Origin of the sequence: Streptomyces graminilatus (genome assembly GCF_001418565.1) — a bacterium.
In the GTDB taxonomy this organism is placed as follows: Bacteria; Actinomycetota; Actinomycetes; order Streptomycetales; family Streptomycetaceae; genus Streptomyces; species Streptomyces graminilatus.
Genome location: NZ_LIQQ01000205.1, coordinates 18,848 through 28,419, shown reverse-complemented (window position 1 = coordinate 28,419; position 9,572 = coordinate 18,848). Strand labels below are relative to the sequence as shown.

The window sequence follows — 9,572 nt, the reverse complement described above, 5'->3', positions numbered from 1 at the left end:
TCCCGCTCGGACGCCGAGCGGTACGACGATGCCGACACCGCCGCTCCCTACCCGGGCCTCGTCAGCCTCGGGACCATGGACGACTCACGCCTGCTGCTCAACCTGGAGTCGGTGCCCGGCATCGTCTCCCTGAGCGGGACCGAGTCCGACCGGGCCGCCGTATTCGCCTCCGTCGCCGCCGAGTTGGCCACCAACGGGTGGTCGGACCGCATGACCATCACCCTCGTCGGATTCGGCGAGGACCTCACCTCCCTCGCCCCCAACCGGTTGCGCCACCTCGACGGCATCGAGGCCCTCGTCGAGACGATGGAGGCCGAGACCAGGCAGCGGCGCGGTGCGCTGGGCGCCGCTGGTCACGACTCGGTCCTCACCGGCCGCACCGGGCCCGCCCAGCACACCCGTTGGGCCCCGCACCTCGTACTCCTCGCCGCCGAACTCTCCACCGACGACGCCGTGAAGCTGGCCGAACTCGCCTCCGACGCAGGCCGGTTGGGCATCGGATACCTCGTCGGCACCGACAGTGGTGATCTGCCCGGCGCCGCCTGGGAGTTGGAGATCACCGGCGACGGCAAGCTCCTCGCGCCCCTTCTCGGCCTCGAACTCGACGCCCAGGTACTGCCCGTCGCCCAACAGCGCGCGATCGTCGAGCTGTTCATCGAGGCGGCCTCCGACCCCGACCGCACTCCGGACGGACCCGCGACCGCACCCCCCTTCCTCGTCGACATCAGCGAGCAGGGACGGCCGGCGGTGTACGCCCGACTCGTCGGCCCGTACGAGATCATCGGCCTCGACACCCCGGACGGGGAGCGCAGCGCGCTCCAACACGAAGCGCTCGCCCTGCTGTTGCTGCACCGCGAGGGTGTGCACCCGCGTGTACTGGCCTCCGCGCTCTGGCCGCGCGGTGTCACCGACGACGTACGCGAGGCGCTCCTCGAAAGGCTGCGCGTCTGGCTCGGCACCGACCCCGACGGCACCCCGCGTCTGACCACCGACACCAACGGGCGGCTCACGCTCGCCGAGTCGGTCGTGTCCGACCTCGACGTACTGCGCTCCCTCTACCACGAGGCCACGCAGGGCAAAGGCGTAGACAGCCGGGTCGTACGTGGACGCCTCCTCACCGACGCGCTCGTCCTGGTACGCGGGCCGCTGCTCGCCGACCGTCCCGAGGGCCGCTACGGCTGGCTCACGCACGAGATCATCGACGCCCAACTCCCGCTGCTGGTCGCCGACATCGGGCTCGCCCTCGCAGAGTTCCACCTGGTGAAGGACCGCGCCGAGCGAGCCATCGAGGCGCTCACCGCCGCCCTGAACTCCGCCCCCGGCGACGAGCGGCTGTGGCACGAACTCCTGCGCGCCACGCACTCCACCGGCGACGTGGACAAGCTCCGGCAGGTCGCCGCCGACCTGATCGGCCGCAGCGGCGCGCGTGGCCTTCCGCCGCGCACCGAGGCGCTCCTCGACGAACTGCTGCCGACGTGGCGCGACGGCGCGGCGGCCGTGGGATGAGCGCCGAGGGAGCCGTGGAATGAGCATCGACCAGTTGATCGTCATGGCCGCCGCGCTGTGGGGCGCGGCGGCCGGGACGCTCGTACCCCGGGCCGCCTACCGGTTCTCGGTCCCGCCGGAGGAAACCTGGCGGGACCACTGCCCAGCGGGCCACCCCCTGGGCGGCTGGCTGGGCTGGGCACGGTGCGCGATCTGCGCCGCCGGTACGACGGACGAGCCCGCCCGGCCCAGGGACGCGGGGCACCTCACGACGGGCCCGACCGCCCCCTCGTACGAGGGAGACGAGGGAGAAGGGGGAGACGAGGGAGAAGGGAGACGCGCGACCGCGTCCTACGGTCCCAGCACCCCCCTCCTCGCCCTCGTCACCGCGCTCGTCTGCGCCGCCCTCGCCGCCGCGACCGGTACCCGGCCCGAGCTGGGGGCCTGGCTGCTGCTCGCGCCCGTCGGGGTGCTGCTCGCCGTCGTGGACTTCCGGGTGCAGCGGCTGCCCGACCCGCTGACCCTCCCGCTGGCCCCCGCCGCCCTCGTCCTCCTGGGCGGGGCCGCCCTGCTGCCCGAACACGCGGGCGACTGGCTCACCTCCCTCCTCGGCACCCTGGTGCTCGGAGGCGCGTACTTCGTGCTCTTCCTCATCAGCCCCAACGGCATGGGCTTCGGCGACGTGAAACTCGCCCTCGGGCTCGGGGCAGTCCTGGGCTGGTACGGCTGGGGGGCCGTCGTCCTCGGCACCTTCGCCGGATTCCTCTTCGGCGGGCTGTACGGGCTCGCGCTCGTCATCGCGCGCCGGGCCGGTCGCCGTACGTCCATCCCGTTCGGGCCGTTCCTGCTCGCGGGCGCGTTCGTCGGGCTGCTGATCGGGGCGTACGCGGCCTGACGTGAGCCCTGGCAGGCCGCTGACGTAGGCTGGAACGGTCCGCCCCACGCCTTCGAAGGGACGCCCGGTGACCGAGAACGCCGACCTCATGTCGTTTGATGTCACAGCCGTCCTGGAACGTGCCGCGGCGGGCGGGCGGCTCACCCCCGAAGAGGCGCTCCACCTCTACCGCGACGCCCCGCTGCACGCCCTCGGCTCGGCCGCCGACGCCGTACGCCGCCGCCGTTACGCGGGTACGGAGCACATCGCGACGTACATCATCGAGCGCAACATCAACTACACGAACGTGTGTGTGACGGCGTGCAAGTTCTGCGCCTTCTACGCCGCCCCCAAGGACACCGCCAAGGGCTGGACCCGCGACCTCGACGACATCCTGCGCCGCTGCGCGGAGACCGTCGAACTCGGCGGTACGCAGATCATGTTCCAGGGCGGCCACCACCCTGACTACGGCGTCGAGTACTACGAGAAGCACTTCGCCGCGATCAAGGCCGAGTTCCCGCAGCTCGTCATCCACAGCCTGGGGGCGAGCGAGGTCGAGCACATGGCCCGGATCTCGAAGGTGTCGGTCGAGGAGGCGATCACCCGTATCCACGCGGCCGGCCTCGACTCCTTCGCCGGTGCCGGCGCTGAACTCCTTCCCGAGCGCCCCCGCAAGGCCATCGCGCCCCTCAAGGAGTCCGGCGAACGCTGGCTGGAGATCATGGAGACCGCGCACGGGCTGGGCGTCGAATCGACGTCCACCATGCTCATGGGCACTGGCGAGACCAACGCCGAGCGCATCGAGCACCTGCGGATGATCCGTGACGTACAGGACCGGACGGGCGGCTTCCGCGCCTTCATCCCGTACACCTACCAGCCCGAGAACAACCACCTCAAGGGCCGTACGCAGGCCACGATCTTCGAGTACCTGCGCATGATCGCCATCGCCCGTCTCTTCATGGACAACATCGCCCACATCCAGGGCTCGTGGCTCACCACGGGCAAGGAGGCCGGCCAACTCTCCCTGCACTACGGCGCGGACGACCTCGGCTCGATCATGCTGGAGGAGAACGTCGTCTCCGCCGCCGGCGCCAAGCACCGCTCCAACCGCCTGGAGATCATCGACCTGATCCGCAGGGCCGGCCGCGTCCCCGCCCAGCGGACCACGACCTACGAGCACATCGTCGTCCACGACGACCCGGCGAACGACCCGGTCGACGAGCGCGTCATGTCCCACATCTCGTCCACCGCGATCGAGGGCGGCACGGCCCACCCCGAGCTCAAGCTCCTCGCCTCCAACTAGCGGACACGGACTGCGCTGACGCCGTGCTGACGATTCACACCGCCGACGAGGTCCGGGTCGACTGGGACACGGACGCGGAACCCCTGAAGGACGGCGCCGTCGCGGTCGACGGCGACCGGATCGCGGCCGTGGGCCCACTCACCGAGGTGGCGGAACGGTTCCCGGGGGCGCGGGTGCGCCGCTGGCCGGGCGTGCTGGGACCTGGCCTGGTCCACGAGGGTCCCCTCCCGGACGCCCCGAGTCCACGCGAACGCGTGCACGCCGTGCTGAAGGGGGGCGCGGTGGCGGTGCTGGAGGAGTACGTCACCTCCCCCGACCTCCGCTCCGCGGCTGCCCGTAACGACGTCGCCGTACTGACGCGGACACAGGCACAGGCACAGGCACAGGCACAGACACGGACACGGGTTCCGGCGATCGTCGAGGGCGAGCGGGCCGACCTGGCGGTGTTCGACGAGGGCGGGGCGTGCCTCGCGACGGTGTGCGCGGGGCGGCTGATCCACAGACGCCGGTGAGCGGCGGGCGGATGTCTCCCGGCGCGCGGGGAGGGGCTCGGTACGGTTCAGTACGTCGGGCCCGTGCCGGTGCCGCTGGGAGCCCGTGAGGCGCGTACTGCCACAATGGGCACGTGACCCGCGCATCCCTGAACAAGCAGCCGCACGAAGTCGCCTCGATGTTCGACGACGTGGCGGAACGGTACGACCTCACGAACGACGTGCTGTCGCTCGGCCAGGACCGCGTGTGGCGCAAGGAGGTCGCGAAGGCGGTCGACGCCCGCCCGGCGCAGAAGATCCTCGACCTGGCCGCCGGTACGGCCACGTCCTCCCTGCCCTTCGCCCGCACGGGCGCGTACGTCGTCCCCTGCGACTTCTCCCTCGGGATGCTCGGGGTCGGCAAGCGGAACCACCCCTGGCTGCCCTTCACGGCGGGCGACGCCACCAGGCTGCCGTTCAAGGACGACACCTTCGACGCGGTGACGATCTCCTTCGGGCTGCGCAACGTCCAGGACACGGGCGCCGCGCTGCGCGAGCTGTACCGGGTCACGCGCCCCGGCGGACGGGTCGTGATCTGCGAGTTCTCGCACCCGACCTGGGCGCCCTTCCGCACGGTGTACACGGAGTACCTGATGCGCGCCCTGCCCCCGGTCGCCCGCGCGGTCTCCTCGAACCCCGACGCGTACGTCTACCTCGCCGAGTCCATCCGCGCCTGGCCCGACCAGCCGGCGCTGGCCGAGCTGCTGCGCGAGGCGGGCTGGTCGAAGACGGCCTGGCGCAATCTGACGGGCGGCGTGGTGGCCCTGCACCGAGGCTTCAAGCAGCCCTCTTCGTAGCCGGCGCAGTCGGCCAACCGACCTGTCGGTCACCTGATCGGCTGATCCACCTGATCCACCTGATCATCCGATCACCTCGAACGCGTCCCCGGGCCGGTCGAGTTCGCGTTCCAGCCCGCCCCGGGGCGGCCTCGGCAGGCGCGGCTCACGCACCCCCGCGCCTCCGCCGCCTTCCCCCTCCCCGAAGTCGAACCACACGGTGACGACGGCTCCGCGCGGTATCGCGACTCCGGGTGGCGGATACTGCCGTACGACGTGGTCGACGACGGTGAGCTGGAACTCGGGCCGGTCGGGCGCGGCGAGGAGCACCCCGTGCGCCCTGGCCCTCTCACGCGCGTCCACGGCCATCAGGCCGACGAGTTTCGGTACGCGCGCCTCGGGCGTATTGGGTGTTCTGTGCACAGACGTCACCCCCAGCGGTACGGGCAGGGTAACCCCGGCCACGTACCGCCCGGAAGCGCTAAGTGGTTTTCCGTGTCAAATGGTCACCGTCCGTAACGGATTGGGTCCCGGTCCTGGTCTCTCCGTCCCGGCCCCTCCGTTCCCCGTTCACAGATCAAGCCGATAGCAGTGCCCCTCCTGCTTCAGCGTCGGCGTCGTGAAGACGTCGGCGAGCCGCATGCCCAGACGCCGGGTGACCGCGATGGACCGCTCGTTGCGGGAGGCGACCATGGCGACCACGCTGGACACGCCCGCGGCGCGCACTCTGTCCAGCGTCAACTCGGCCGCCGCGGTGGCGTACCCCTGCCCCCAGTGGGCGCGTCCGAGCCGCCAGCCGATCTCGATCTCCCCCTTGGGCCCCCAGTCCTGCGGCCACGGCTGGGCGCCCGTGAAGCCGATGACCTGGTCCGACTCGTCGAGCATGGTCCACAGGCAGAACCCGTACTCGGCGTCGTGCCGGCGCTGGCGGGCGGTCAGTTCCTCGTAGACGGACAGTTCCGCGGACCTGCCCCCGTGGAACTCCATGACATCGGGGTCGTCGAAGACCCGGTGCCAGGCGAAGGCATCCTCGTCGGTGGGAACTCGGAGGCGTACTACGGGGAGCGCTCGGTTCACGGGGCAGCCCTTCAGCCGGGTGATCAGTACTGCTGAATAGACTGCCCATGTCCAGTGCCGGTCGGCACGCAGATTTGAGAGTCTTGGGGAGAACCCGTCGTGACCGAGCCCCTCTCCGAAAACACCGCCGATGTGATCGTCGTCGGGGCCGGGCCAGCCGGTTCCACCACCGCCTACTACCTGGCGAAGGCCGGACTCGACGTGCTGCTGCTGGAGAAGACCAGCTTCCCGCGCGAAAAGGTCTGCGGCGACGGCCTCACACCGCGGGCGACCAAGCAGCTCGTGTCGATGGGCATCGACATCTCCGAGGAGGCCGGCTGGCTGCGGAACAAGGGCCTCCGCATCATCGGTGGCGGTGTCCGCCTCCAGCTCGACTGGCCGGAACTCGCCTCCTTCCCCGACTACGGTCTCGTACGCAAGCGGGACGACTTCGACGAACAGCTCGCCCGCCAGGCCCAGAAGGCGGGCGCGCGCCTGTACGAGCGCTGCAACGTCGGCGCCCCGATCACCGACGACCGCACCGGCCGCATCACCGGAGTGCACGCGAAACTCGGTGAGGACAAGCGCGAAGTCACCTTCCATGCGCCGCTGGTGGTCGCCGCCGACGGCAACTCCACCCGGCTGTCCCTGGCGATGGGCCTGCACCGCCGCGAGGACCGCCCGATGGGCGTCGCGGTCCGCACCTACTTCACCTCGCCGCGCCATGACGACGACTACCTGGAGTCCTGGCTGGAACTCTGGGACCGGCGAGGCGCCGAGGACCGTCTGCTCCCCGGCTACGGCTGGATCTTCGGCATGGGCGACGGCACGTCCAACGTCGGTCTCGGCGTGCTCAACACCTCGGACTCCTTCAAGGAGCTGGACTGGCGCGAGGTCCTGAAGGCCTGGTGCGCGTCAATGCCGGAGGACTGGGGTTACACCCCCGACAACATGACCGGCCCGATCCGCGGCGCCGCCCTCCCCATGGCGTTCAACCGGCAGCCCCACTACACGAAGGGCCTGCTGCTCGTCGGTGACGCCGGAGGCATGGTGAACCCCTTCAACGGGGAGGGCATCGCCTACGCCATGGAGTCCGGCCAGATCGCCGCGGACGTCATCGTCCAGGCCCACGCGCGGGCCACCCCGGCCCAGCGGGAGATCGCCCTCCAGCGCTACCCGCGCGTGCTCAAGGACACCTACGGCGGCTACTACACGCTGGGCCGCGCCTTCGTGAAGCTCATCGGCAACCCGAAGGTCATGAAGATCGCGGCCGAACGTGGCCTGACCCACCCCTTGTTGATGAAGTTCACCCTCAAGATGCTGGCCAACCTGACCGACCCCACGGGCGGCGACGCGATGGACCGCATCATCAACGGCCTGAGCAAGGTGGCCCCGAAGGCGTGACCGGCGAAGCCCCTCCCAGGACCGGGAGCTGAGGCCTCCTGCCCGGTGGCCCGCCGCGCGAACCCCTCCTCGCGGCGGGCCGACACCCGCCACGGGCCGCTCTCCGCCGCGGCGGAGAAAGGCCGAGGGTCGTTGCCCACCAGCGGCAACGACCCTCACCCATGCGTTCTCGCGGCCCGCTCAGAGCACGCGCACCGCGCCCGTCGCCGGGTACCCGGACAGGTCCTGGACGACAACGCCCTTGGACGGGTTGGCCGCGTCCAGGTACTGGCCGTTGCCCACGTACACCGCCACGTGGTACGCCGAACCCTTCGGACCCCAGTACAGGATGTCGCCGACCTGGATGTTCGACAGGGAGACCTCGGTGCCCTGCATCGACTGGTCCTGCGAGACCCGGGGGAGATCCACGCCGACCTGCCTGAACGCGGCCTGGACCAGAGCAGAGCAGTCCCACGCGTTGGGGCCCGTGGCGCCCAGGACGTAGGCGTCGCCGAGCTGCGCCTTGAGGAAGCTGATGACGGTCGCGACACTGCCGCTCGCGGGGGTCGCCACCTGTGACGACGAGCTGGAGGCGGAGGCGGAGGCGGACGCCGAGTCGGTGGCGGCCAGCGTCGCGCGCTCGGCGGAGCGGGACACAGCGGCCTCAGCGGCGGCCCTGCGGGCGTCCTCGGCCTTCTTCTTGGCCTCCGCCTTCTGCTTGGCCTCCGCGAGGTCCTTCCGGGCCTCCTGGGCCGCCTGGGCGGCTGCGGCGTCACGCACGGCCTGGAGCTCGTAGTTCGCGGCGGCCTGCTGTGTGGCGTCCGCGGACTCGGCGATCTGAGCGGCCAGGTCGGCCGTGAGGGTGGGCAGCTCGAAGGTCTGCGTCACAGGCTCGGCGGCGTTCGCCGCGGTGGACGCTCCAGCCGCTGCCAGGGTGCTGAGAACGCCACCGGCGACTCCGGCACGCATCGCCAGAGACGAGTTGCCGGCACGCCGGGGCTTCCGGTGGCTGCGTATGTGAGCGGTAGCGGTGTGGGACATGGGTACTAGCGGTACCAGGGGCTCCTCCATACCTACAAGGAACGTGTGGTGCGCCACAGTTGTTCAACCGAGCCCCCAAATTTCCTGCCGGTCACTCTTTATTGACGCCGTAACGGGCATTGCGGACACGTGTGATCATGCCTGTGATCATGCGCTTTCATCGATACGCCCTAATTGCCCGCTGCTTACCATCGGTTGCGGTCCGTGGCCAAGCCCCGATCTTCACGGGCCTTCACGGATGTGGCACAGGTCACGGAATGGTCACCGGCCGGGGTGCGTCCCGCCCGGGAGCCGTCGGCCGCCGTCGCTCGTGAACGCGTGCACGTGCGTCCGTCGTCCACATTCGCCGCGCGGGTCCACCTGATGTGTGAACGCGCCCCAATATCAAGCCACCCCGTCCATCTCCAATTTGCATGCACGGGAAGTCTCTTGATATTGAGGCGATGCTTGTGACCAGCGGTAACCTAGGAAGATGTCACCTCTGGTGATCGCGTGGACGCTTCGCGTGTGAAGATCACCGCTCATCCGACTTGATGATCCTTCGTCGGGTGGTGGAGATCACAAAGGTTCGGCAATACCCCGTGTCGCAGATCACAGACCGCCGGGCATAGGATGCGGGGCAGTTGGGCTTGTGACCTGCTTCACATGTCCGCGATCTTCGCCGGGACGGGCGAGGTTCGCGGACGGACGGGGCGGCGCCGGCTCCATGCAATCGCCAGCAGTCAGTGCCGACTGAGAGGAGCGAGGAGCGGTGAACGCGTATGCGCCCATCCTCGTACTGGGAGCCCTCGGGGCAGGCTTTGCGATCTTCTCCGTGATCATGGCTTCGCTGATCGGCCCGAAGCGGTACAACCGGGCCAAACTCGAAGCGTATGAATGCGGGATCGAGCCGACACCCACGCCGGCCGGCGGTGGGCGATTCCCCATCAAGTACTACCTGACGGCGATGCTCTTCATCGTCTTCGACATCGAGATCGTCTTCCTCTACCCCTGGGCCGTCACCTTCGACGCCCTGGGTGTTTTCGGGCTCGTGGAGATGCTGCTCTTCGTGCTCACCGTCTTCGTGGCGTACGCGTACGTATGGCGGCGCGGCGGCCTGGAATGGGACTGAGAGGCCTCTGAGA

10 protein-coding genes are annotated in these 9,572 nt (G+C 69.9%); 7 read left to right on the top strand and 3 right to left on the bottom strand.

The features are described from left to right. The 5 genes from AOK08_RS18225 to AOK08_RS18205 all read left to right on the top strand — a co-directional run. On the top strand, positions 1-1,506 hold a 1,506-nt coding region (locus tag AOK08_RS18225), incomplete at its 5' end, for an AfsR/SARP family transcriptional regulator (RefSeq protein ID WP_198539303.1). A 19-nt stretch (positions 1,507-1,525) separates the two neighbouring features. Beyond that, positions 1,526-2,380 carry a prepilin peptidase gene (locus tag AOK08_RS18220; protein WP_055526931.1) on the top strand — a complete coding sequence of 285 codons (855 nt, stop codon included), beginning with the start codon at positions 1,526-1,528 and terminating at the stop codon, positions 2,378-2,380. A 67-nt stretch (positions 2,381-2,447) separates the two neighbouring features. Beyond that, positions 2,448-3,662, top strand: a complete 1,215-nt coding sequence (gene mqnC, locus AOK08_RS18215) for a cyclic dehypoxanthinyl futalosine synthase (RefSeq protein WP_055526930.1) — start codon at positions 2,448-2,450, stop codon at positions 3,660-3,662. A 23-nt stretch (positions 3,663-3,685) separates the two neighbouring features. Continuing rightward, entirely contained in the window at positions 3,686-4,174 is a 489-nt protein-coding gene (locus tag AOK08_RS18210; protein ID WP_055526928.1) for an imidazolonepropionase-like domain-containing protein, read from the top strand. 113 nt (positions 4,175-4,287) lie between these two features. Further along, positions 4,288-4,989: a demethylmenaquinone methyltransferase gene (locus tag AOK08_RS18205; RefSeq protein ID WP_055526926.1), complete on the top strand. Its 702-nt coding sequence runs from the start codon at positions 4,288-4,290 to the stop codon at positions 4,987-4,989. Between the two features lie 63 nt (positions 4,990-5,052). Here the strand turns inward: AOK08_RS18205 and AOK08_RS18200 are convergent, their stop codons facing one another. Both AOK08_RS18200 and AOK08_RS18195 read right to left on the bottom strand, forming a co-directional pair. Then, positions 5,053-5,391 carry a PASTA domain-containing protein gene (locus tag AOK08_RS18200; protein WP_079054108.1) on the bottom strand — a complete coding sequence of 113 codons (339 nt, stop codon included), beginning with the start codon at positions 5,389-5,391 and terminating at the stop codon, positions 5,053-5,055. A 147-nt stretch (positions 5,392-5,538) separates the two neighbouring features. Next, complete coding sequence (locus AOK08_RS18195) at positions 5,539-6,045, bottom strand: GNAT family N-acetyltransferase (RefSeq protein WP_055526919.1); 507 nt, start codon at positions 6,043-6,045, stop codon at positions 5,539-5,541. Positions 6,046-6,144: 99 nt separating this feature from the next. Between AOK08_RS18195 and AOK08_RS18190 the strand changes: the two genes are divergently transcribed. After that, entirely contained in the window at positions 6,145-7,428 is a 1,284-nt protein-coding gene (locus AOK08_RS18190; RefSeq protein WP_055526917.1) for a geranylgeranyl reductase family protein, read from the top strand. Between the two features lie 180 nt (positions 7,429-7,608). On the opposite strand, the gene AOK08_RS18185 is transcribed toward AOK08_RS18190, so the two are convergent. Beyond that, complete coding sequence (locus AOK08_RS18185) at positions 7,609-8,478, bottom strand: C40 family peptidase (RefSeq protein ID WP_055526915.1); 870 nt, start codon at positions 8,476-8,478, stop codon at positions 7,609-7,611. A gap of 721 nt (positions 8,479-9,199) precedes the next feature. Here AOK08_RS18185 and AOK08_RS18180 point away from each other — a divergent pair. Beyond that, positions 9,200-9,559, top strand: coding sequence for an NADH-quinone oxidoreductase subunit A (locus AOK08_RS18180; protein WP_005476348.1), 360 nt, complete (start codon positions 9,200-9,202; stop codon positions 9,557-9,559). The last annotated feature ends 13 nt before the right edge of the window (positions 9,560-9,572 follow it).